This window comes from Streptomyces sp. NPDC127108 (genome assembly GCF_042677545.1).
Taxonomy (GTDB): domain Bacteria; phylum Actinomycetota; class Actinomycetes; order Streptomycetales; family Streptomycetaceae; genus Streptomyces.
Genome location: NZ_JBHXTE010000003.1, coordinates 198,813 through 218,939, shown reverse-complemented (window position 1 = coordinate 218,939; position 20,127 = coordinate 198,813). Strand labels below are relative to the sequence as shown.

The 20,127-nt window shown below is 72.7% G+C and carries 20 protein-coding genes and 1 pseudogene; 10 read left to right on the top strand and 11 right to left on the bottom strand.

Going from position 1 to position 20,127, the window contains the following annotated elements; translation table 11 throughout:
• Window positions 1-42: 42 nt before the first annotated feature.
• From ACFVHO_RS04080 to ACFVHO_RS04070, 3 genes are all read right to left on the bottom strand, one after another.
• Entirely contained in the window at window positions 43-1,314 is a 1,272-nt protein-coding gene (locus ACFVHO_RS04080) for a VWA-like domain-containing protein (protein WP_385709835.1), read from the bottom strand.
• The gene (locus tag ACFVHO_RS04075) at window positions 1,311-2,642 is read right to left on the bottom strand and encodes an AAA family ATPase (protein ID WP_385709832.1); all 1,332 of its coding nucleotides are present in this window, start codon (window positions 2,640-2,642) and stop codon (window positions 1,311-1,313) included. Before ACFVHO_RS04075 ends, ACFVHO_RS04080 begins: the two co-directional genes overlap by 4 nt.
• 142 nt (window positions 2,643-2,784) lie before the next feature.
• Window positions 2,785-4,332 (bottom strand): hypothetical protein, encoded by a 1,548-nt coding sequence (locus ACFVHO_RS04070; RefSeq protein WP_385709830.1) that lies wholly within the window; start codon window positions 4,330-4,332, stop codon window positions 2,785-2,787.
• A gap of 233 nt (window positions 4,333-4,565) precedes the next feature.
• On the opposite strand from ACFVHO_RS04070, the gene ACFVHO_RS04065 reads away from it, so the two are divergent.
• Window positions 4,566-5,117, top strand: coding sequence for a tellurite resistance TerB family protein (locus ACFVHO_RS04065; RefSeq protein WP_385710094.1), 552 nt, complete (start codon window positions 4,566-4,568; stop codon window positions 5,115-5,117).
• 184 nt (window positions 5,118-5,301) lie between these two features.
• Entirely contained in the window at window positions 5,302-5,631 is a 330-nt protein-coding gene (locus ACFVHO_RS04060) for an SCO5918 family protein (protein WP_385709827.1), read from the top strand.
• A gap of 88 nt (window positions 5,632-5,719) precedes the next feature.
• Here ACFVHO_RS04060 and ACFVHO_RS04055 read toward each other — a convergent pair whose 3' ends face one another.
• Window positions 5,720-6,118, bottom strand: a complete 399-nt coding sequence (locus ACFVHO_RS04055; RefSeq protein WP_385709824.1) for a hypothetical protein — start codon at window positions 6,116-6,118, stop codon at window positions 5,720-5,722.
• 67 nt (window positions 6,119-6,185) lie between these two features.
• Complete coding sequence (locus ACFVHO_RS04050; protein ID WP_385709822.1) at window positions 6,186-6,782, bottom strand: TetR/AcrR family transcriptional regulator; 597 nt, start codon at window positions 6,780-6,782, stop codon at window positions 6,186-6,188.
• Between the two features lie 88 nt (window positions 6,783-6,870).
• Here ACFVHO_RS04050 and ACFVHO_RS04045 point away from each other — a divergent pair, with 88 nt between their 5' ends.
• The 3 genes from ACFVHO_RS04045 (at window position 6,871) to ACFVHO_RS04035 (ending at window position 11,055) form a co-directional block, all read left to right on the top strand.
• Window positions 6,871-8,487 carry a PQQ-binding-like beta-propeller repeat protein gene (locus ACFVHO_RS04045; RefSeq protein WP_385709819.1) on the top strand — a complete coding sequence of 539 codons (1,617 nt, stop codon included), beginning with the start codon at window positions 6,871-6,873 and terminating at the stop codon, window positions 8,485-8,487.
• 114 nt (window positions 8,488-8,601) lie between these two features.
• Complete coding sequence (locus ACFVHO_RS04040) at window positions 8,602-10,230, top strand: PQQ-binding-like beta-propeller repeat protein (protein ID WP_385709816.1); 1,629 nt, start codon at window positions 8,602-8,604, stop codon at window positions 10,228-10,230.
• A 105-nt stretch (window positions 10,231-10,335) separates the two neighbouring features.
• Window positions 10,336-11,055 carry a hypothetical protein gene (locus ACFVHO_RS04035; RefSeq protein ID WP_385709814.1) on the top strand — a complete coding sequence of 240 codons (720 nt, stop codon included), beginning with the start codon at window positions 10,336-10,338 and terminating at the stop codon, window positions 11,053-11,055.
• A gap of 44 nt (window positions 11,056-11,099) precedes the next feature.
• On the opposite strand, the gene ACFVHO_RS04030 is transcribed toward ACFVHO_RS04035, so the two are convergent.
• The 3 genes and pseudogenes from ACFVHO_RS04030 to ACFVHO_RS04020 form a co-directional block, all read right to left on the bottom strand.
• Window positions 11,100-11,528: a pyridoxamine 5'-phosphate oxidase family protein gene (locus ACFVHO_RS04030; protein ID WP_385709811.1), complete on the bottom strand. Its 429-nt coding sequence runs from the start codon at window positions 11,526-11,528 to the stop codon at window positions 11,100-11,102.
• Between the two features lie 53 nt (window positions 11,529-11,581).
• Window positions 11,582-11,953, bottom strand: coding sequence for a pyridoxamine 5'-phosphate oxidase family protein (locus ACFVHO_RS04025; protein ID WP_385710091.1), 372 nt, complete (start codon window positions 11,951-11,953; stop codon window positions 11,582-11,584).
• Between the two features lie 177 nt (window positions 11,954-12,130).
• Window positions 12,131-13,591 (bottom strand): annotated as a pseudogene (locus tag ACFVHO_RS04020) (MFS transporter); the annotation flags it as partial.
• Window positions 13,592-13,721: 130 nt separating this feature from the next.
• On the opposite strand from ACFVHO_RS04020, the gene ACFVHO_RS04015 reads away from it, so the two are divergent.
• The 3 genes from ACFVHO_RS04015 to ACFVHO_RS04005 all read left to right on the top strand — a co-directional run bounded on the left by ACFVHO_RS04015 (window position 13,722) and on the right by ACFVHO_RS04005 (window position 15,066).
• Window positions 13,722-14,207, top strand: a complete 486-nt coding sequence (locus ACFVHO_RS04015; protein ID WP_385709809.1) for a MarR family winged helix-turn-helix transcriptional regulator — start codon at window positions 13,722-13,724, stop codon at window positions 14,205-14,207.
• Window positions 14,208-14,291: 84 nt separating this feature from the next.
• Window positions 14,292-14,657, top strand: coding sequence for a PH domain-containing protein (locus ACFVHO_RS04010; protein ID WP_164322675.1), 366 nt, complete (start codon window positions 14,292-14,294; stop codon window positions 14,655-14,657).
• Window positions 14,658-14,733: 76 nt separating this feature from the next.
• On the top strand, window positions 14,734-15,066 hold the full coding sequence (locus ACFVHO_RS04005) for a putative quinol monooxygenase (RefSeq protein WP_385709805.1): 333 nt from the start codon (window positions 14,734-14,736) through the stop codon (window positions 15,064-15,066).
• 67 nt (window positions 15,067-15,133) lie between these two features.
• Here ACFVHO_RS04005 and ACFVHO_RS04000 read toward each other — a convergent pair whose 3' ends face one another.
• Complete coding sequence (locus tag ACFVHO_RS04000; RefSeq protein ID WP_385709802.1) at window positions 15,134-15,511, bottom strand: nuclear transport factor 2 family protein; 378 nt, start codon at window positions 15,509-15,511, stop codon at window positions 15,134-15,136.
• A 262-nt stretch (window positions 15,512-15,773) separates the two neighbouring features.
• On the opposite strand from ACFVHO_RS04000, the gene ACFVHO_RS03995 reads away from it, so the two are divergent.
• On the top strand, window positions 15,774-16,814 hold the full coding sequence (locus ACFVHO_RS03995; protein ID WP_385709800.1) for an SGNH/GDSL hydrolase family protein: 1,041 nt from the start codon (window positions 15,774-15,776) through the stop codon (window positions 16,812-16,814).
• On the opposite strand, the gene ACFVHO_RS03990 is transcribed toward ACFVHO_RS03995, so the two are convergent.
• Together ACFVHO_RS03990 and ACFVHO_RS03985 are read right to left on the bottom strand one after the other, a co-directional pair.
• The gene (locus ACFVHO_RS03990; protein WP_385709797.1) at window positions 16,811-17,854 is read right to left on the bottom strand and encodes a CU044_5270 family protein; all 1,044 of its coding nucleotides are present in this window, start codon (window positions 17,852-17,854) and stop codon (window positions 16,811-16,813) included. The genes ACFVHO_RS03995 and ACFVHO_RS03990 overlap by 4 nt on opposite strands.
• Complete coding sequence (locus ACFVHO_RS03985) at window positions 17,847-18,380, bottom strand: RNA polymerase sigma factor (protein WP_385709794.1); 534 nt, start codon at window positions 18,378-18,380, stop codon at window positions 17,847-17,849. The genes ACFVHO_RS03990 and ACFVHO_RS03985 overlap by 8 nt, the downstream gene beginning before the upstream one ends.
• 106 nt (window positions 18,381-18,486) lie before the next feature.
• Between ACFVHO_RS03985 and ctaD the strand changes: the two genes are divergently transcribed.
• A complete protein-coding gene (gene ctaD, locus ACFVHO_RS03980; protein WP_385709791.1) occupies window positions 18,487-20,127 on the top strand; it encodes a cytochrome c oxidase subunit I in 1,641 nt (546 codons plus the stop codon).

Below are 20,127 nucleotides of genomic sequence, written 5' to 3'. Positions count from 1 at the left end.
GTCAGGAGGTGCGGTGGTAACCGACAGGCATTCGGGCCGCCGCTATCCGATCTCCACCACCCGCGCCCACTCCGGCGGCGTGTCCGGTACGTAGTCGGGGTCGTTCTCGTCCCGCGTCGAGGTGTCGCGGCGGTGGCGGGGGAACAGGCCGACCACCGTCCGGCACGGCGGCTGCGTGCTCGGCCACGGCGTCTGGCCGTCGGTGAGGGCCACGACGACGTCCGGCCGTGGCCGGGACCGCAGCGCCCGCTCGAAGCCCGCGCGCAGGTTCGTGCCCCCGCCGCCGATCAGCGGGATGCCCTCGCCCGTGCACAGGGGGTGGACGACGCGGGCCGACGCGTCGCAGGGCAGTACGGAGACCAGGTCCCTGCGGCCGCCCACGGCGCGGGCGATCGCCGCGACCTCCAGGAGCGCGCTGCCCAGTTCGGCGTCGCTGACCGAACCCGACGTGTCGACGATCACCGCGACGCGCGGCGGTCTGCGCCGCAGGCTGGGCAGCACCGCTCCGGGCACCCCGGCCGACCGCCGCGCGGGACGCCCGTACGAGTAGTCCTCGCCCACCCCGGGCCCGGACGCGGCCGAGCGCACCGCGGCACCCAGCAGCTCCCGCCACGGCTGCGGCGGATGGAACACCTCCTCCGCCCACCGCTTCCACCCCTTCGGCGCCTTCCCCGGACGGCCGTTCAGCCCCTGCGCCACCCGGAACCGGACCGCGTCCCGCTCCCGCGCGCTCAGGCCGTGGGCGCCCTCCGGGCCCAGGTCCCAGTCCCGCTCCCGGCCGTCGGCGCCGCTGCCGCAGTCCAGCCAGGACAGGTCCGCCGTCCGCGGCCCGAGCCGGAACTGCCGCAGGTAGTCCTCCATCAACTCCCCCGGCGGCAGGGCCAGCGTCTCCGGCCGCACGGCGCCTTCGGGCCGGGCGAGCCCGTCCCCGTACACGTCGTCGTTGATCTCGCAGTCCGCCGCGATGTTCATCCGCAGCCTGTCCCCCGCGCCGGTGAGCCCCCGCTCCCGCGCCACCCGGTCCCCGCGCCCGTGGTGGTCCCGCAGCAGGTGCGACACCTCGTGCACCCACACCCCGGCCAGCTCAGCGACCGACGTACGGGCCACGAAGTGCGGCGAGACGTAGCACCGCCAGTACCGGTCCACCGCCATCGTCGGCACGTCCCGCGACTCGACGACGTGCAGGGCGAACAGCGCCGTCGCCAGGTACGGCCGCACCCGGGCGGCGTGCAGCCGGGCGGCGAAGAGCTTTTCGCGGTCCAGGGGCAGGGGCAGTTCGGCCGCGGCAGCGGTAGCGGTAGCGGTCGGCCTCATCGTGCCGCCCTCGCCGCAGGCGCCGTTGCCGTCGTCGTCGATGCCGCCGTCGTCGCCTTCGTCCCGGCCCGCGCCCGGTTCGCCCGCTGCGACAGCGACACCGCTCCGGCCAGGCGCTCGATCGACTCCGGTACGTCCCAGTCCTCCTGCCGGAGCGACGCCAGCGTGGTCGCGGGTACGACGACCAGGTCCGGGGCGCCGGTCTCCAGCGCGCGGACGAGCAGCGCCCAGGCCGCGTCCCAGCGGGACCGGTCCGGGCGGTTGCGGACCGCGGCCACCACGCCGTCGAGGGCGGCCTGGCGCAGGTCGCCGCGCTCGGGCAGCTCGGCGGCCGCCGGGTCGGCGAGCAGCAGCTCCGGGTCGGGGAGGTCCATCCGGTCGATCCCGGCGAGGAGTTCGAGGCCGGGGCCCTCCCCCACCGCGCCCCTGGCGAGCAGCGCGAGCACCTCCCGGGACGAGCCCGCCGCGGTCGCGAACGCGATCAGGCGCAGGGTCATCTCCCAGCTCCGCGGCGAGGGCCAAGGCCCTCCCCTGCGCGTCTCGTTGCCGGGCAGCCGGTGTACGAGGGCGGGGCGCGCCGCCAGCAGTCCGCACACCGCGCGGCGGGCGAACTCCACGGCCTCCGGCAGCTTCTCGGGGTCGAGCCGGGGCAGGGTCGCCCGGGGCCAGGTCCCGCCGAGTCCGCGTACGACGACCTCGTGATCGTGGGTCCACTGGAGATGGACGAACCGGTTGGCCAGGGGCGGGCTCAGCTCCCAGCCGTCGGCCGCCGACGACCGGGGGTTGGCGGCGGCCACGATCCTTACGTCCGGCGGGAGTTGGAGGGCGCCGATGCGGCGCTCAAGGACCAGCCGGAGCAGCGCGGCCTGCACGGCCGGGGGCGCGGTGGACAGCTCGTCGAGGAACAGCAGGCCCCGGCCCGCCCTCACCAGGCGCACGGCCCAGTCCGGCGGGGCCATCGGAACGCCTTGCTCGGCCGGGTCGTCCCCGACGATCGGCAGCCCCGAGAAGTCCGACGGCTCGTGCACGCTGGCGATCACCGTGGTCAGCGGTAGGCCCAGGGACGCGGCGAGCTGGGTCAGGGCGGCGGTCTTGCCGATGCCCGGCTCCCCCCACAGGAGCACGGGCAGGTCGGCGGCAACGGCCAGGGTCAGGGCCTCCAGTTGGGTGTCGGGGCGGGGTTCGGTGGTGGTGTCGCGGAGGAGGGCCAGGAGGTCACCGGCGACGTCGAGTTGGGCGGCGGTGCCGCCGCCGGTATCCGTCGAAGAGGCGGACTGGGCGGACTGGGCAGGCTGGGCGAGCTGTGCGGACGGCGTGCATGTGGGCATGTGTGGTCACCTTTGGGGTCGTGCGCGGCCGCATGGGGCCGACGGCAAACGAAGCAGGAAAAGCGAAGCGGGAAGAGCGAAAGCAGGAAGGGGAAGTGGCAGGAAGAAACGGGGAGTTGGAGCGCGTGAAGGGAAGGGCGCGTCAGTACCCGGCGGTCCGGCGCGGCTGCACGCGGGCGTCGCGGGCACGGCCACGTCCGGGCCGAACCCTCGCCCCGGGGCCACCGCCACCCCTCGCCCCCGCGCCCAACAGACCCGTCCTGAACAGCCCGTACGTGATCCGCCGTGCCGCCGCGGCCTCCAGCTCGTCCCGCAGCGGGCCCTCGCGCAGGACCGCCTCGGGTCCGAGGAGGCCCTCGACGACGGCAAGGGCCCCGGCGGTGTCGCCGTGGTCCAGGCGTTCACGGACGCCGGTGAGGCAGTCCGGGCGGCGGTGGGCCTCGTCGATGGCGCGCAGGCACGGGAGCGGGGGGCCGCCGAGGGCGACCAGGAGTTCCTCGCGCCGGACCTCGGCCGGGTCGTGGTCGAGTGCGGCGAGGGCACCGTCGACGAGCCCGATCCGGTGCCGGGCGCCCCGGCAGTCCACGACGTGCGGCTCGCCCGGCCGGTCGGGGGCGCGGGGCGGGCCGGTCGGTGGGCGGTCCGGTACGAGTGCGGAGGCGACGAGCGGGTGCAGCCGGTCGGCGTCTAGGGCACCGGTGCGGAGCAGTTCGAGGTCGGGCAGGACCCAGGTGGCGGCGTCGGGCAGGACGGGCGGCACGGAGCGGTCCCGGCCGCTCGGGCGCTCCACCCCGACCATCCCGCCCATCCCGCCCGCCCCGTCGAGCCGCAGCACCAACCGCCGCCCGGCCCCGAGCCGCACGGCGAACACCCCGTCGGACCGTCCCTCGGCGCGCAGCAGGATCTCGGCCTCCGCGGCCCAGCGGTCGACGGCGCAGGCGAGCCCGCGGGGGCCCGTCGGCAGCAGGTCCGGGTCCGCCATGAGGGGGGCGAGGGCTGCGGCATCGGTGGGCGGGCGGTCGGCCCCGGAGCGTACGCGCAGCTCATCGGCTCTGCGCTCGTCCCACAGGTGCCGGTGCAGGTCGAGCCGGAAGCGTCGGCTGGGATGCGGATGAGGGTGCGGGCAGGGCCGCGCACGCGGGTACGCGGACGAGGGCGGGGGCAGGGGCGGGTTGTGACGGGCGGGGGCGCCTGGGCCCGCGCGGGACCCGTCCCACAGCGCGAGGCTGATCCGCTGTCCCGCGTCCGCCCACGCGGGCGGGGTACGGACCACGAGCCGCACGGATCGCCGTGCGCCCGCGCGGTCCCGCTTCCCCGCGTCCCCGGTGTCGGACTCGGTGTCGTACTCGGCGAGCGCGACCGTGAGTCCCGGCCGCAGGAGCCCGTCGGGGGCGATCCTCGGCAGGTGCCAGCGCAGCAGGTCGGGGGCGAGGTGGCGGAGGTCGTCGCGGACGCGGGCGGCGAGTTCGCGGCCGTGCGTGCGCGTCAGGGAGCGCGGGTCGAGGTCCACGTCGACGCCCGCCGCGGCGCACGCCCCGGCCCAGTCACCGGCCTGGCGGCGGGCGGTCGCGGTCTCGATCATGGCGGGCGGCACGGCGAACTCGCGTACGCGCGGCCAGAAGGACAGGAGCCCGTCGGAGGGGCTCCGGAGGGAAGGACGGGTGTGCCCGTTCGCGATGTCGGTGAGCATCAGCACTCACCTTGCGCGGACGGGTCCCCCAATCTGTCAACAGAGTGAGTCGTCATCGCGAGGGATGGTACGACCATGCACCACGCCTTGTCAGGTGTTTTTCCGGAGCTGTACCGAGTCCTGGTCCGCGCTGTACTGGGACTGGAACTTCGGGGAACGTGAGGGCGTTGGCAGAAGGACGCGCGGAACGCGCGCGCTAGAGCGGTTACATGGCAGAAGCTGAGGTGGCACGGATGGCTATGTGGGACAAGCTCAAGGAACAGGCCAAGGGTCTGCAGCAGGCGCAGGGTTCGCGCGGCTCCGGCGGGCACGGGACCAGTCGGCCCGGCGGGTCCTCCGGCGGCTCGAAGGCGCAGCTGATCAGCGCGCTCAAGTCCCAGCTCACATCCCTCAAGACGGAGCTGAAGAGCGGTTCGTACCGAGACGCGAGCATGGCCATGTGCGCCCTGGTCGCGGCCGCCGACGGCCAGGTGGACCCGGCCGAGCGGCAGCACGTGGAGTCGCTGATCCTGCAGAACGACGTGCTGCAGAACTTCCCGCCGGAGCAGCTGCGCCAGCGGTTCAACAAGCACGTGGACCAGCTCGCGTTCAACTTCCAGCAGGGCAAGACGGAGGTCATGCAGGAGATCGCCAAGGCGTCGAAGAAGCAGACGGAGGCCCGCGCGGTCGTGCAGACCGGTCTGGTCGTCGCGGGCGCGGACGGATATGTGGCCCCGGCCGAGGAGCAGGTCCTGCGCGAGGCGTGCGCCGCACTCGGCCTGTCCCCGCAGGAGTTCGGCCTCTGAGGCGGCCGCGCGGCGGCCACGGGGATCTCGCCACCGAGAACTTCACAGCCGGGGCCCGCACCTCGGGGTGCGGGTCCCGGCTGTCCGCGTTTCCGGACGGGACCGGTGCGGCGCCCCGAGGTCCTAGAGTCTCCTCAGGACCGTAGCCCCGCTCAGCCCGTTCTCTCCCCGTCTGTGAGGCATCATGCGCTGCGTCATCGCCAGATTCCCGTTCGACCTCTCCCAGAGCGAAGTGCTGGCCACGATGAAGGACGTCGAGCCCGAACCGGTCACCGGCGGCGAGTACGTGATCATCGGCAGCCGCAACTACCCGGCCAAGCAGGTCGGCGCCGTCATCACCCGCCAGGACCGCCGCGACTTCACCAGCGGCGAGGTCACCCGGGCCATGACCCGGCTCGGCTTCACCTGCCGCAGCGCCCAGGAGCCCGCGGCCCAGCAGAACCTCGCCCCCGTGGAGAACGCCTCCGCGCTGCTCGGCGGCCCCGTCCCCGCCCCCGGCACGCCGGAGGCGTGAGCCGCCGTACGAGAACCACGGAAGGGCCCCGCCGACGTGTCGGCGGGGCCCTTCCCCTAGGTGACGTACGCGTGTGTGACGTACAGGATCACTGGTCGGAGTAGCTGAAGTCCCCCACGGTCCAGGCGCTGACGTCCTTGATCGCGACCCGGTACATGCCCCCGGTCTCGGGGATCCCCACGCTGCCCTGGAGGATCCGGGCGAGGTGGAAGTGCAGATGCGTGGGCGCCGTCCCGCCGTCCCCGGCGTCGCCGGAGGTCGGGACGGACCGGATCGGCACGCTGTGACCTGCGAAGACGTCGGCGAAGGGGCCCAGGCGGTCCGAGTCCTTCAGGACCTCGGAGACCCGCTGCCTCCACATGCTTTCGGGAGCGAGGCGACCGGTGAGCACGGCGCCGGCGACGACCACGGTGAGCGACATCTGATTGCTCTGCTCCGACTCGACCATGGCGGAGATGTTGACGAGCAGCTCGTCAGGGTTCGACATGACAGCGGATTCTATTCAGCGGCCCGTCCCGGGCCCACCCCGCGTGCGGCCGGTCGGCCCGCGGCGCCTAGTCCGGCCGCAGCGACCGCCAGATCCGGTCCGGCAGGACCCGCACCGCCTCGTCCAGATCCACCTCGTAACTGCCGGACAGCCAGCGGTGGGCCGTCTCCGCGACCGGGCCGAGGAGCAGGGCCTCGATCATCTGGTCGGGCAGCACGGCCACTTCACCGGCGGCGACGCGGGCGTACATCCAGGAGGCGATGGCGGCGAACTTGGCCTCCTTGGCCGCCGCCACCTCCTTGGCGTGGGCCGTGAGATAGCGGGAGTACGCGGAGGCGTGCACGAAGGTGGCCACGTCGCGGTGTTCGCGGGTGAAGTCCAAGTACGCCTTGACGAAGGCCTGGATGCCGGTGCGGGCCGTGCGGCAGCGGGTCACGGCGGCCACCACCGGGTCGCAGAGCTGGTCCTGGCAGCGGATGTAGAGGGCGGCGGCCAGACCGTCGAAGCTGCCGAAGTGGTGGTAGAGGCTGCCGAAGCTGACGCCGCTCGCCGCCGTGACCGCGTTGACCGTGAATCCCTGCCGTCCCGACGCCGCGTACACCGCCAGGGCCGTGTCCAGGAGCAGGTCGACCGTGGCCTCGCCACGCTGCTGCTTAGGCGCCATGCGGAACAGCGTAGTTCAGATCAAGCACCGGAAACTTTTTCTAGAAAAAGTCTCTAAAAATACCGGTGGTTGGGACACACTCTCTGCCATGGTCAGTCATGAGCCCGAGTCGGGGCGCCCACCGGCGCACCAGCCGGTCCCCGGCAACCCCTACGCGCAGCCGCCGCCACTGCCGCCCGCGCAGCCGCCGTCGCTGCCCCCGTCCGGGCCGCGGCCCTCGAACTCCCGCAAGCGCGCCCTGGTCGTCGGCGTCGGCGCCCTCGCCCTGGCGCTCGTGGGCACGGGCGTCTTCGTGCTCACGCGGGGAGACGGCGACGGGGACGAGGACGGTTCCCGCAAGCCGGTGGCGCAGGACTCGCGGAAGCCCGCGCGGGACGGACGCGAGTCGGCGCCCGCGCGCGACGGCAGCGACGACGACGGCGGCAAGGGCACCGGCGCGGCCGGTCAGATCGACGTCAACGCGGGCCGCAAACCCGGTGACGCCAAGGCCTGGCTCGCCGTCAACGACGTGAAGCTGCCGGGCAAGGGCGGCCAACTGCTCGACCTGTGGCGGGTGGACGGCCTCGTCGCCCAGGCCGAGTACGACGAGGTCACCGCGTTCAAGGCGGCCGACGGCAAGCGGGCGTGGCGGGTGCGGCTGCCCGGCGAGGTCTGCGACACCCCGGTGAACCCCTCTCGCGACGGCAAGGTGGTCGTCGTCTACACGACGAGCGAGGCCCGGGTCGGGGCCAAGTGCAACCAGCTGCAGATGATCGACCTGAAGACCGGGAAGAAGGGCTGGCACAAACAGCTGGCCGAGCACAACACGCTGGACAGCACCACCGCCACGCACGTGGCGATCAGCGGCTCCACCGTCATGGTCGACCAGGACTCGGTCGCGCACGCCTACCGCGTGCGGGACGGCAAGCGGCTGTTCACGACCAAGCACCGGCGTGAGGGGGCCTGCTTCCTGAAGGGTGTCGCGGGCGGCGACGGACTGCTCCAGATGCAGTCCTGCGCGGCGGGCTCGAAGCTCACCCACGGACGGCTGCGCAAGCTCGACCCCCGTACCGGCGAGGTCGAGTGGGTCTACCGGAGCAGGAAGGGGTGGCCCGTCGAGAAGGTCTACTCCGTCGATCCCCTCGTGGTCACCCTGCGCAGCCGCGCCGAACCCGACAAGTGGGCCGTCGCCGCCGTCGACAAGCGGGGCAAGGAGCGCTCCTGGATCGACCTCGACGACCGCAAGGAGAAGTTCGAGCAGTGCGCGGGCACCGGGGACTCCGGTGAGGGCGTGCAGAACTGCGTCGGGGCCGTCGTCGCCCACGACACGCTGTACCTCGCGAGCAAGCCCGAGGACATCCTCGGCCCCAACCGGATCGTCGCCTTCGACCTCGGCACGGGGAAGGCCAAGTGGTCCACCGCGGCCGCGGGCCGACAGCTCCTGCCCGTCACCGTCAGCGAGCGGGAGGGCAAGGGAGTGATCGTGTACGCGCGGCCGTACCGGGAGAGGACCGGGCGGACCCTGTTCCTGCCCGCCGGCGGCGGCAAGCCGAAGGTGCTCCTGAAGCACACCGCCGCCGCGCAGAAGATCGAGGTCTTCATGTTCGCCGGGAACACGCTGTACTTCGACGCGCGCCTGTTCATCACGCCGACGCGCCTCAACGGCAGGAGCAACGGTTCCGCGGGCGAGGAGGGGAACGGGCGGATGCTCTCGTTCGGACCTTGAGGCCGCCACGGCCGCGCGCCGGGCGCCGACGGCACCCGGGCGCCCCACCGCTCTCCCGTCGCTGTTCCCGCCCCCGCTCGCACCGCTGTCCCCGCCGCCGCTCCTGGAGTCACGATGACCAACCCGCCGTCACCGCAGTCCCCGCCGCCGGGCGGATTCGGCCCGCCGCCGCCCCCGCAGGGGCCACAGGCGGGCGGCTTCGGCCCGCCGGTCGAGCCGCCGCCCGGCGGGTACGCGCAGCCGGGCGGTCACGCGCAGCCCGGCGGGTACTCCCAGCCCGGCGGCTTCGGACCGCCCCAGCCCGTGACCACGCCGCCGACACCGGGTGGGGGCGGGCGCTCGCGGGGCCGCGCGGCGATCGTGGGCTCCGCCGTACTCGCCATCGCGCTGATCGTCGGGGGCGGCGTCTGGTACGCCACCCAGCAGGGCGATGACGACGGCTCGAAGGACAAGTCGGCGGGCAAGCCGCGGGCCGACGGCGCCGGACCCGCGTACGAGAAGCCGAAGGAGCCGGTGCCCGCCGACCCGAAGGCCTCCTTCAAGGGCGCGGCCGAGCAGCCCAAGTTGCCGAAGGGGGCCAGCACTTACCGGGTGAAGGGGTCCTGGCTGACCGACAAGGTGTACGCGAAGGCGTCGGTGAAGCGGATCACCGGCCTCGACGCGGCCACCGGCAAGGACCGGTGGAAGCTGGACAAGCCCGGGATGTCCTGCGCGGGCTCCACCAACCTCGGCGACGGCTCCATAGCCGTCGTCGTCACCCAGCCCGCGCCGAAGCCCGGGGACGACGAGAACGGCTACGCGCCCTGCACCGAGGTCATGGCGTTCGACGTCGACACCGGCAAGAAGCTCTGGACCAAGTCGGTCACCGTCGGCTACCAGAAGGAGAAGACCCAGTTCAACCAGGCCACGATCTCCGGCAACACCGTCGCCCTCTCCGGCATCTACGGCGGCGCCGCATTCGACCTGCGCTCCGGCAAGCTCCTGTGGAAGCCGAAGCTCGGCGAGAAGTGCCGGGACGTCGGCTACGGCGGCGGCGACCGGCTCGTGGCGGTGCGCTCCTGCGGTGAGCTGAGCACGCCGGTGTTCAAGGTCGAGCTGCTCGACCCGGCCTCGGGCAAGCCCAAGTGGAGCTTCAAGATGCCCGAGGGCGTCAAGTCCCCGAACGTCATCTCCACCTGGCCGGTGGTGGTCGGCACGGACTCCGGCGACATCTCCACGTCCGGCGCCTCGGACATCTTCTCCCTCGACGAACGCGGCAAGCTGCGCACGAAGTTCGCGCTGGCCGACGGCCAGTACATGCACACCTGCGGGACCTCGTCGACCAACGAGGACTGCAAGGGCGTCGTGGCCGGGAACGGCAAGCTGTACGTGGCGACGGCGCGGCGCGACGGCGACAAGGAGTACACGTCGACGAACGACATCGTGGTGTTCTCCCTGGCCACGGGGAAGACCACCGGGCAGCGCCTGAAGGGCGGCGACGACTACCCGGTCTTCCCCCTCCGCATGGACGGCGGGAACCTCCTCGTCTACAAGAGCGCCCCGACCACGCGGATCTTCTCCGTCCACGGCCGCACCATGAAGCAGACCCTGCTGCTCGACGCCACCACCCGCCCGTCCGCCCTGCCCGTCCTCCAGTCGGAGACGCTCTACACCCACGGCAGGCTGTACATCAGCTCCGACCTGCTGTCCCGCCCGGTCTCGGACCGAAAGTCGATCATGATGATGGGATTCGCCGCGAAATAGCGTTCGCCGCGGAATAGCAAGCATGATCTAACCTGGCTCCGACGGACATATGTGTGCGAAGTGCCGGGCGGCACGACGCGACGGGGGAAAGAGGACGGTCAGCAGATGCCGCGAGCAGTGCTGGCCGTCCGCCGCCTCCGCGCCGCCCTGCGGGCGGAGTGGCAGTCCCTGTGCCTCGCCGCGTGGCGGGAGCTGCGGGAACGCCGCCTGGCCGGGGTCTGCCTGGCCGTGGCGGCGGCCCTCGCCATGATCTGCCTGCACGAACTCCAGCAGATCCCGTCGAGCGACCGCGTCGTGCGCCGCGTCAGCGAGGTCCGCGCCGACCAGCCGCTCTGGCTCTCGCTGCTGCGCACCCCGGTCTCCGTCCTGGTCCCGACCCGGGACCAGCCGGTCTGGGGCGGCCTCCCCCGCCTGCTCCTCTCCCTGGGCCTCGCCCAGCTCCTCATCGGCTGGAAGCGCACCCTGCTCGTCGCGTACGCGGCGACGCTGGCCGGCACCCTCGGCGCGCGGGTCATGGTGGCCATCGGGCCCGACCACTTCGCGGGGGTGCCGGCCGCGTACGCCCACGACGTGGACACCGGGGCGTCGGCGGCCGTGGTGGGCCTCTTCACCTACCTGTCGGTGCGGCTGCGGGCCCCCGTGCTGTGCCTCCTGACCGTCGTGCCGACGGTCGTGGGCTCGGTCCTGAAGCCGAACCTGGCGGGCCGGGAACACCTGGTGGCGGTGACGCTCGTCCTCGTGCTCGCCCTGGTCCAGGAGCACCGAAGACCGAACGAGTTCCGCAAGGACCGCCCCCGCCGGGACGAGGCCGCCCCGGCCGCCTGACATCAGACGACAGCCATCAGACGTCAGCCGCCAGCCGTCGACCGTCAGACGGAGCCGAGGTCCGACGAGACCCAGTGCTCCGGGCGCAGCCGGACGACGATCTGCTCGCCGTGCTCCTTCGAGGCCATCTCCACGTACCCGTCGACCTTCTCGGCGGGGAGATAGCGGGCGGAGATCTCCCGCAACTGCTCCAGGGTCGCGTCCTCCGTCCCCACCACGGCCCCCTCGACGCTCACGTACCGGATCGTCGGCTCGATCCGCTCCACCATCAGCGAGAACCGCCCCGCGGCGGCGATCAACCGCGCCTTGCGCGAGTCCCGCCCCGTCAGGATCCACACGTCCCCGCCGGGCGCGTACTGGTACCAGATGGGCACGACGAGCGGCGCCCGCCCGTCCTCCCCCGAGTCCACGGCCAGCGCCGCGATGTGCGCCTCGGCCAGGAACTGCTCACGTTCGTCACGGGTCAGAGCCATCGTCGATCCCCTTCGCCTCGTCCGCCTCGTTGAAGTAGCGCGGTCCCATCTGCTTACACGTCCAGTGCCGTGCCGTACACGCGGGACACCCTGACGCGGATCACCACTCTGCGGTCCGCGGCCATCTGGGCCAAGTAGGCCCTCTCGTCCTCGGGGTCGGTGAACCCCGGCGTCATGGCGAGGAGTTCGCGGCCCGTGGGGTCGCCGGGGGTGGTCGAGGGGGGCGACACCTCCGCCTCGCCCTCGGCGACCGCGAAGGTGAAGGGGTCGGGGGACACGTGCAGGGCGGCGCGCGGATTACGGGCGAGGATGCGGGGCTTGAGGCGGTCGGCCGTGGTCGAGACGCGCAGGGTCCGGGTCCCGGGGTCCCAGTGGTGGGCGACCGTCGACAGGTGCGGGTGGCCGGTCGAGCGGACCGCGGCCAGGACGCCGAAGGGGTGCTTGTGGAGGATGTCGGTGGCTTCGGCGTCGGTCAGGGGGCGGGGGGCCGGGCCCGTTCCGGGCTTGGGCTCGGGCTGGGTGGTTTCGGGCTGGGGCTCGGGCTCAGGCTCGGACTGGGTGGTTTCGGGCTCGGGCTGAGGCTCGGGCTCGGCGGTTTCGGGGGCGGGGGCCTCGTCTGCCGGGTGCGGTCGTGTGGGGCGCAGGACCGTCACCGCCACCACGAGCGCCGCCACCAGGAGGGCCGCTCCGACCCCGAAGGCCAGGTGGTAGCCGGACGTCAGGGCTTCCGCGGGGGTGCCGCCCTCGGCCAGGGTCCGCTCGGTGCGGGCCGCCGCCAGGGTGGAGAGGACCGCCACGCCCAGCGCGCCGCCGATCTGCTGCGTGGTGTTGAACAGGCCCGACGCCAGGCCCGCGTCGTCCTCGCGGGCGCCGGACATCCCGAGGCCGGTGAGGGCGGGCAGAGCCAGGCCGAAGCCTGCGGCGAGGAGCATGACGGGGAGGAGGTCGAGGGCGTAGGAGGAGTGGACGGGGACGCGGGCCAGGAGGGCGAGCATCGCGACGAGCAGGAGGAGGCCCGCCAGGAGGACGTTGCGTTCGCCGAAGCGTGCGTTCAGGCGGGCCGAGACGCCGAGTGACACGGCGCCGATGGCCACGGCCGCGGGGAGCATGGCGAGGCCGGTGGCCGAGGCTCCGTAGCCGCGTACGTTCTGGAGGTAGAGGGCCACCAGGACCTGGAAGGCGAACAGGGCCGCCACCATGAGGAGTTGGACGGCGTTGGCGCCCGTCACGTTGCGGGAGCGGAACACGCGCGGCGGCAGCAGCGGGGTGCGGACCCTGGTCTGGCGGTGGGCGAACGCGCCGAGCAGGGCGAGGGCCAGGGCGCCGAAGCCGAGGGTGTGGCCGGAGAGCCAGCCGTGCGCCTCCACCTTGACGACGCCGTAGATGCCGGTCATCAGCCCCCCGGTCACGAGGAGCGCGCCGACGGCGTCCGCCCCGGCCTTGATGCCGAGGCCCCGGTCGGCGGGCAGCGCGGGCACGGCGAGCAGCAGGGCGGCGAGGCCGATGGGCAGGTTGATGAAGAAGATCCAGTGCCAGCTCAGGGCGTCCGTCAGGACTCCGCCGAGGACCTGCCCGAGGGAGGCGCCCGCCGCGCCGGTGAAGCTGAAGACCGCGATGGCCTTCGCCCGTTCCCTCGGCTCCGTGAACAGGGTCACGAGGATGCCGAGGCTGACCGCCGAGCTCATCGCGCCGCCGATGCCCTGGAGGAAGCGGGCGGCGATGAGGGTCGCCGGGTCGACGGCGAAGCCCGCGAGCACCGAGGCGAGGGTGAAGACGCCGATGCCCGCGAGGAACATCCGCTTGCGGCCGATGAGGTCGCCCAGGCGGCCCGCCAGGAGGAGCAGGCTTCCGAACGCGATCAGGTAGGCGTTCACCACCCAACTCAGGCCCGCCGACGTGAAGTCGAGGTCCTCCTGGACGGCGGGCATGGCGACGGTCACGATCGATCCGTCGAGGATGATCATCAGCATTCCGGTGGCTATGACGCCGAGGGCCAGGCGTTTCTGGCGGGCGGCGGGCTCCGGTTCCCTGACTGCTGCGGGTGCGGAAGCGGTGGCGGACATGGGCTCTCCCGTTGGTGAAGGCGCGGCCCGGTGCGGCCCGGGCCGTCCGATGTTCAGGACCGTAGCAGATAGTTTTGTTGCAGACTATCTATCTCGGGCGCACATCCGTCTTCTCGGCTACGCTGGCGACATGACCGCCATGGCACCCGCCCGCACGGAACCGGACCTCTCCTTCCTGCTCGACCACACGAGCCACGTCCTGCGCACGCAGATGGCGGCGGCGCTCGGCGAGATCGGGCTCACGGCGCGCATGCACTGCGTCCTGGTGCACGCCCTGGAGCAGGAGCGCACCCAGGCGCAGCTCGCCGAGATCGGGGACATGGACAAGACGACGATGGTCGTGACCGTGGACGCCCTGGAGGAGGCCGGGCTCGCCGAGCGGCGGCCCTCAAGCCAGGACCGGCGGGCCCGGATCATCGCGGTCACCGCCGAGGGCGCGAAGGTCGCCGCCCACAGCCAGCGCATCGTCGACCGGGTGCACGAGGAGGCCCTCGGCGCGCTCTCGGCGACGGACCGCACGGCCCTGCTCCGCGCCCTGAACCGGCTGGTCGACGGGCATCTGGCGACCCCGGCGGAGAGCCCGCGCCCGGCTCGCAGGGCACGTCAGCGCGGGTAGCGCCCAGGCCCCGCGGACGGGCGTTCACGTACGGTGGCTGGACGCATCGTCACACGGACGCATCGTCACACGAGGGGGCCTGACATGGCGCTGTTCGGAAACGCCCACACCGTCGACCCGGCGTCGGCGCAGCAGGACTACGCCCGGCTCATGGGCCACGGCGAGCAGGTCTACGCCGCGTACAAGCTGATCCGCGACACCATCCTGCTCACCGACCGCCGCATGGTCTTCATCGACAAGCAGGGCATGACCGGCAAGAAGGTCGAGTACCACTCGGTGCCCTACCGCAGCATCACGCACTTCTCGGTCGAGACCGCGGGCCACTTCGACCTCGACGCGGAGCTGAAGATATGGATCTCCAGCAACCCCGTGCCGATCGAGAAGACCTTCACCAAGGGCGTCGACATCTACGAGGTGCAGGCGATACTCACGCAGTTCGTGGCCAGGTAGTCGCCAAGTAGTCGAGGGGCCGGGGACGCGGTACGTTCATGGGTGCACTGCACAGCAATCCAGGGAACGACCCCCCATGATCTTCATCACCGTAAAGTTCACCGTCCGCCCCGAGCGGAGCGACGAGTGGCTCGACCTCGTCGACGACTTCACGCGGGCCACCCGCGAGGAGCCGGGCAACCTGTTCTTCGAGTGGTCGCGCAGCGTCGACAGCCCGCACCAGTTCGTCCTCGTCGAGGCGTTCCGCGACGGCGAGGCGGGCGCGGCGCACGTGGAGTCCGCGCACTTCAAGGCCGCGATGGACACCATGTCGTACGCCATCGCCGAGATCCCCCAGATCGTCTCTACCGAGATCCCCGGCATGGACGGGTGGGGCCGGATGGGCGAGGTCGCGCCGCGCGAGGCCTGACCGAGTCGTACGTGAGCGGGGCCCCGGACCGTCATGGTCCGGGGCCCCGCGCGCGTGCGTACGCCGTTCAGGCGGCCGGCAACCGGTCCAGGAACCCGTGCACCGCCCGGATCCGGCCGTCCTCCGCCAGGACGATCACGTCGAACCCGGCCACCGGCGCCGAGCCGTCCGCGTCGGACACCAGCTCCCAGGTGAAGCGGGCGATGCCGTGGTGGCCGTCGACCTCACCGGTGTGGCGGAACGAGAAGCCGGGGAACTGCTCCCGGGCCCCGGCGATCACCGCGGCGACGCCCTCGTGCCCGGCGACGTCGGCCAGCGGGTCGGTGTACGTGCCGTCCTCGGTCCACGCGGCGGCCACGGCCTTGCCCAGGCTCGCGGGGTCGGCGCTGTTCCAGGCCTCGAAGTAGCGGGCGACGGCGGTCTCGTGAACGTCCTGTGCGGCCATGGGTGTTCGCCTCCGGCGGTGTCGTGGTGCGGGTCCTGTGGCCCGAAGACCGGGCGGAGTGCGCCGCCCGGGCTCCGGTGACCCCAAGACTGCCGGGCGGGCGCGCGGGGGGCGATTACGCCCGAGGTAATGCCGAGGGGGCGGTGCCGGTGCGCGACCGCCGGGCCCCCGCCCGCCACGGTCGGCGCACGCATGACTTTCGCCTCGGCCCCACCTGTGCTTGCCTGGGGGCCGATTCCGTGGGGTGGGACGGGAGTTGCGGATGCGCAAGGCGTGGTGGGTCGGAGTGCTGCTCGGCGCGCTCCTGGTCGGCGGGTGCGGGGACCCGGGCTCCGACGGCGAGGGCGAGCGGGGGGCGCCACCCGCCCCCGCCCCGGGCGACCCCACCGACGGCGCGTCACCGACGACCCGGGGCCGCGCGGAGGCGAACCGCGACACCCGCGACACCCGCGACACCCGCGACACCCGCGACACCCGCGACACCCGCGACAAGCGAGACGGTCCCGACAGGCGCGACGGCGCCGGGAAGAAGGGCCTCACGCGCCCCACCACCCACCCCAAGGTCCTCTACCTCGGCGACTCCCTCGCCATGGAGAACCAGGACGTCCTCGGCACCCTCCTGCGCGACCAGCTCGGCGCCCGCTACACCAGCGCGCCCTACTCCGGCACGACCCTCTGCGACTACCTGGAGGGCACCGGCAAGGACTCCCTCGTACCGGACAAGCACAAGGCGGCGACCCTCGTGCGCGAGCTGCGGCCCGACTACGTGGTGCTGCAGTTCTGGGGGAACGCCTGGGGCTACACGCCCTGCATGGAGGGGATCACGTACGACAAGGCGCAGGGCCGGTACTTCTCGCGGTACGCGGCCGACGCGCGCCGTCTGACCGGGCAGATCACCGACGCCGCGCGCGAGGCGGGCGGCAAGCGGCCCCGGGTGGTGTGGGTGTCGCAGGGCCCGGACCCGATGACGCCGGACCGGGTGCGCCGCGTCAACGCGCTCTACCGCCAACAGGCCGCCGCGACCGGCGACTTGGTGTCCGACGCGGGCAGGTCCGTCAGCCCGGCCGCCGCCCGGCACACCTGGCGGGAGAAGCTGCCCTGCACGGCGTACGAGCGCGCCCACCGCGCGTACTGCACCGAGCCGGAGAACGACCGCACCGCCCTGCACCGCGCCGACGACCCGCTGCACTTCTGCCTGGCCCCGACGACCGCCAAGTCCCGCCCGTGCCCGGTGCGTTCACCGGGCATCCGGCGCATCGGGCAGGCCGTCGCGGACACGCTGCGGGCGCACGAGACCCGCTAGCGCCGCCAGGCGCTGTACGACATGACGTCCCCGGCCTCGACCGCGAACCTCGGCCGGTCCTTGGTGAACATCACCTCCAGGCCGAGGGGCTCGCCCGTGTCGGGGTCGAGGATCAGCATGTACCGCAGGTGCTCGGCGCGGGAGTCGAGGACGTACGCCTGGCCGGAGCGGCCGAGCCGGTCGGTGACCGTGCCCGCGGGCCGCAGGCCGCCGCTGTCGGCGAGGAGCCTGGCCAGGGCGGCGCTCTCGCGGGCGCCGAGCGTCCAGGTGTCGAGCAGCGAGGGCAGCGCGTCGAGGACCTCGCGGGTGGTGGCGGGCGTGGTGCGGCGCGGGAAGCCCGGGTCGTGGACCTCGGTGAGGTAGTCGCGCAGGGCGGCGGCGGTGTGCGGCGGGCGGGACCGGGGCGGGGCGTCGGACCGGCCCGGCGGGAAGACCCGCTCGCTGATCAGCTTGCCGTCGGCCTTGACGCGCTCGGTGCGGCTGCCGTCCGGGTGCCAGCGGACCTCCCGCTCCTCGGGCAGCGTGACGGGACGCTCGGCGCCCGGCCCCTCGTCCATGGCGAGGCTCCAGGTCTGCACGTGGGCGCCCCCGCGCAGCCTCGGCCCGCCGTCGCGGGCTGCGGCCTCGGCGCGGTCGGCGAGGCGGTCGAGCGTCGGGGAGGCCACCCCGGCGCGCGGGTGCAGGGCGCCGGGCACGGCGGCGGTGGCGGGCGCGGCGGCCAGGTCGGGCACGGTGAGCGCGAGCACGGCCGCGAAGGCGACGGCGGCGGCCTCCGCCCACAGCACCACGCGGCGGCGGGCGCGGCGGGCCCGGGTGCGGTGCAGGAGCTGGTTGAGTCCGCGCTCGGCGACGGCGTTCAGGGGGCGGTCGCGCCAGGGTCCGGCGGTGGCGGAGACGGGGTTGGCGGCGCGCAGCAGGTCGAGGTCGGGGTCGCGGGCGAGGTCGCAGTCGTGGCCGGGGGCGAGGCCACGGTCACGGGCGCGGTCGCGGGCGACGTCGGAGTCGTGGGCGTCGCGCCGGTCGTCCAGGTGGTCAGTCACGGCTCTCTCCCGCTCGTACGTTCATCTGCATCCGGTCGATCTCCGCGCGGAGTCTGCGGCGGGCCCGGTGCAGCCGCATCGCCGCCGCGCCGGTGCTGCACTCCAGGGCCACCGCGAGTTCCTCGACGCCCAGCTCCTCCCAGGTGGTCAGGCGCAGCGCCTCCTGGTCGGCGGGGGAGAGCCTGGCCAGGGCCTCGTGCACCCAGGAGCCGGGGCGTTCGGTGTCCGGGCTGTCCACGACCTGGTTGCCGTGGGCGCTCTCGTTGAGGCCGATGCGGTGCAGCAGGCGCCGTCTGCGGCCGAGGCCGCGCACCGTGTTGGCCAGGCAGTTGCGGGCGACGGCGTACAGCCAGGGCAGCGGCGCCTCGGGGAGTTCGGCGCGGCGCCGCCAGGCTATGGAGAAGACGTCGGCCACGACCTCCTCGACCTCGTGGGCCTCCCCCGCGTCGAGCCTGCGCGCGACGAACCGGCTCACCGCCCAGTAGTGCTCGCGGTAGGCGGCCGCGAAGGAATCGTCCGTGCTCATGGACCGTAGGTGTCCGGCATGTGTCCGATCCTCACACCCGGCCGCTGTGATTCTCGCGGCAGGGGGTCACGGTGATGCCGCCCGGCCTTCCGGACACCTACGGGGCATGAGGTCAACCGTGAAGTGGCTGACGACCACGGACCACAAGACGATCGGCACGCTGTATCTGGCGACGTCGTTCGCGTTCTTCTGCATCGGCGGGGTGCTCGCGCTGTTCATGCGCGCCGAGCTGGCCCGCCCCGGCACGCAGATCATGTCGAACGAGCAGTTCAACCAGGCGTTCACGATGCACGGCACGATCATGCTGCTGATGTTCGCGACGCCGCTGTTCGCGGGCTTCGCGAACTGGATCATGCCGCTCCAGATCGGCGCGCCCGACGTCGCCTTCCCGCGCCTGAACATGTTCGCCTACTGGCTCTACCTGTTCGGCTCGCTGATCGCCGTCGGCGGCTTCCTCACCCCGCAGGGTGCGGCGGACTTCGGCTGGACCGCGTACGTCCCGCTGTCGGGCGCCGTGAACTCGCCGGGCATCGGCAGCGACATGTGGATCATGGGGCTCGCGTTCTCCGGCTTCGGCACGATCCTCGGCTCGGTCAACTTCATCACCACCATCATCTGCATGCGCGCCCCCGGCATGACGATGTTCCGGATGCCGATCTTCACCTGGAACGTGCTGCTCACGGCCGTGCTCGCGCTGCTCGCGTTCCCGGTGCTCGCGGCCGCGCTCTTCGCCCTGGAGCTCGACCGGAAGTTCGGGGCGCACATCTTCGACGCGGCGAACGGCGGGGCGCTGCTGTGGCAGCACCTGTTCTGGTTCTTCGGCCACCCCGAGGTCTACATCATCGCCCTGCCGTTCTTCGGCATCATCTCCGAGGTCGTCCCGGTCTTCTCGCGCAAGCCGATGTTCGGCTACATGGGCCTGGTGGGCGCGACGATCGCCATCGCGGGCCTGTCGGTGACGGTGTGGGCGCACCACATGTACGTCACGGGCGGTGTGCTCCTGCCCTTCTTCTCCTTCATGACGTTCCTGATCGCCGTCCCGACGGGCGTGAAGTTCTTCAACTGGCTCGGCACGATGTGGAAGGGGTCCCTGTCCTTCGAGACGCCGATGCTCTGGGCGGTCGGCTTCCTCATCACGTTCGTCTTCGGCGGTCTGACGGGCGTCATCCTGGCGTCACCGGTGATGGACTTCCACGTGTCGGACTCGTACTTCGTCGTCGCGCACTTCCACTACGTCATCTTCGGCACCGTGGTGTTCGCGATGTTCGCCGGATTCCACTTCTGGTGGCCCAAGTTCACCGGCAAGATGCTGGACGAACGCCTCGGCAAGATCACCTTCTGGACGCTCTTCGTCGGCTTCCACGGGACGTTCCTCGTCCAGCACTGGCTCGGTACGGCGGGCATGCAGCGCCGTATCCCGGACTATCTGGCGGTGGAGGGCTTCACCGGCCTGAACACGCTCTCGACGATCTTCTCGTTCCTGCTCGGCATGTCACTGCTTCCGTTCTTCTACAACATCTGGAAGACCGCGAAGTACGGCGAGCAGGTCACCTCCGACGACCCCTGGGGCTACGGCCGCTCCCTGGAGTGGGCCACCTCCTGCCCGCCGCCCCGCCACAACTTCACGTCCCTGCCCCGCATCCGCAGCGAGTCGCCCGCGTTCGACCTGCACCACCCGGAGATCGCGGCGGCCGACGCCGGGCTCGCGACGGCGGCGCCCGCACCGGCGGAGGTGACCGCGCGGTGA

Bases quoted from the DNA above. Each gene is read 5' to 3' on its own strand.
- ACFVHO_RS04080 (WP_385709835.1), bottom strand. From the start codon at position 1,314: ATGAGGCCGACCGCTACCGCTACCGCTGCCGCGGCCGAACTGCCCCTG.
- ACFVHO_RS04075 (WP_385709832.1), bottom strand. From the start codon at position 2,642: ATGCCCACATGCACGCCGTCCGCACAGCTCGCCCAGCCTGCCCAGTCC.
- ACFVHO_RS04070 (WP_385709830.1), bottom strand. From the start codon at position 4,332: ATGCTCACCGACATCGCGAACGGGCACACCCGTCCTTCCCTCCGGAGC.
- ACFVHO_RS04065 (WP_385710094.1), top strand. From the start codon at position 4,566: ATGGCTATGTGGGACAAGCTCAAGGAACAGGCCAAGGGTCTGCAGCAG.
- ACFVHO_RS04060 (WP_385709827.1), top strand. From the start codon at position 5,302: ATGCGCTGCGTCATCGCCAGATTCCCGTTCGACCTCTCCCAGAGCGAA.
- ACFVHO_RS04055 (WP_385709824.1), bottom strand. From the start codon at position 6,118: ATGTCGAACCCTGACGAGCTGCTCGTCAACATCTCCGCCATGGTCGAG.
- ACFVHO_RS04050 (WP_385709822.1), bottom strand. From the start codon at position 6,782: ATGGCGCCTAAGCAGCAGCGTGGCGAGGCCACGGTCGACCTGCTCCTG.
- ACFVHO_RS04045 (WP_385709819.1), top strand. From the start codon at position 6,871: ATGGTCAGTCATGAGCCCGAGTCGGGGCGCCCACCGGCGCACCAGCCG.
- ACFVHO_RS04040 (WP_385709816.1), top strand. From the start codon at position 8,602: ATGACCAACCCGCCGTCACCGCAGTCCCCGCCGCCGGGCGGATTCGGC.
- ACFVHO_RS04035 (WP_385709814.1), top strand. From the start codon at position 10,336: ATGCCGCGAGCAGTGCTGGCCGTCCGCCGCCTCCGCGCCGCCCTGCGG.
- ACFVHO_RS04030 (WP_385709811.1), bottom strand. From the start codon at position 11,528: ATGGCTCTGACCCGTGACGAACGTGAGCAGTTCCTGGCCGAGGCGCAC.
- ACFVHO_RS04015 (WP_385709809.1), top strand. From the start codon at position 13,722: ATGACCGCCATGGCACCCGCCCGCACGGAACCGGACCTCTCCTTCCTG.
- ACFVHO_RS04010 (WP_164322675.1), top strand. From the start codon at position 14,292: ATGGCGCTGTTCGGAAACGCCCACACCGTCGACCCGGCGTCGGCGCAG.
- ACFVHO_RS04005 (WP_385709805.1), top strand. From the start codon at position 14,734: ATGATCTTCATCACCGTAAAGTTCACCGTCCGCCCCGAGCGGAGCGAC.
- ACFVHO_RS04000 (WP_385709802.1), bottom strand. From the start codon at position 15,511: ATGGCCGCACAGGACGTTCACGAGACCGCCGTCGCCCGCTACTTCGAG.
- ACFVHO_RS03995 (WP_385709800.1), top strand. From the start codon at position 15,774: ATGCGCAAGGCGTGGTGGGTCGGAGTGCTGCTCGGCGCGCTCCTGGTC.
- ACFVHO_RS03985 (WP_385709794.1), bottom strand. From the start codon at position 18,380: ATGAGCACGGACGATTCCTTCGCGGCCGCCTACCGCGAGCACTACTGG.
- ctaD (WP_385709791.1), top strand. From the start codon at position 18,487: ATGAGGTCAACCGTGAAGTGGCTGACGACCACGGACCACAAGACGATC.